At 69.2% G+C, this 522-nt stretch carries 1 protein-coding gene; it reads right to left on the bottom strand.

Annotated elements, in window-relative coordinates:
- A partial coding sequence (locus AC4PR2_RS29605) for a condensation domain-containing protein (protein ID WP_492176140.1) occupies nt 1-522 on the bottom strand: 522 nt, incomplete at both ends.

Below are 522 nucleotides of genomic sequence, written 5' to 3'. Positions count from 1 at the left end.
CCCAGGTGGCGCGGCGGATTGACCAGCTCCACCACCTGCTCGAACGGCAGATCGCGATTTTCCCGTGCCGCCAGCACCGCATGGCGGATCCGCGCGATCAGCGTCGGCAGATCCGGATCGTCGCGAAGATCGATGCGCAGCGCCAGCGTGCTGACGAAGAAGCCGACCAGCGATTCGGTTTCCAGCCGGCCACGGTTGGCCTCCGGCGTGCCGATCACCAGCTCCTGCTGCCCAGCCATGCGCGCCAGCACCAGGCTCCAGGCCGCCAGCACCGTCATGAACAGCGTGCCGCCATGCTGCCGGCTGAACTGCCGCAGCGCCTGCGTCAGCTCGGCGTCGATCGAGATCGGCACCTCTCCGCCGCTGAAAGACTGCACCGTCGGACGCGGCCGGTCGGTCGGCAGCGTCAGCAGCGCCGGCGCATCGCTCAGCGTTTCGCGCCAGTATTGCGCCTGCGCCGCCAGCCGCTCCGGCGTCAGATAGCGACGCTGCCAGGCGGCGTAATCCGGGTATTGCAGCGTC

It is taken from the genome of Serratia sp. A07, from assembly GCF_058725505.1.
Note: the sequence above shows the minus strand (reverse complement) of the source record. Positions and strands in the feature narration are given on the sequence as shown.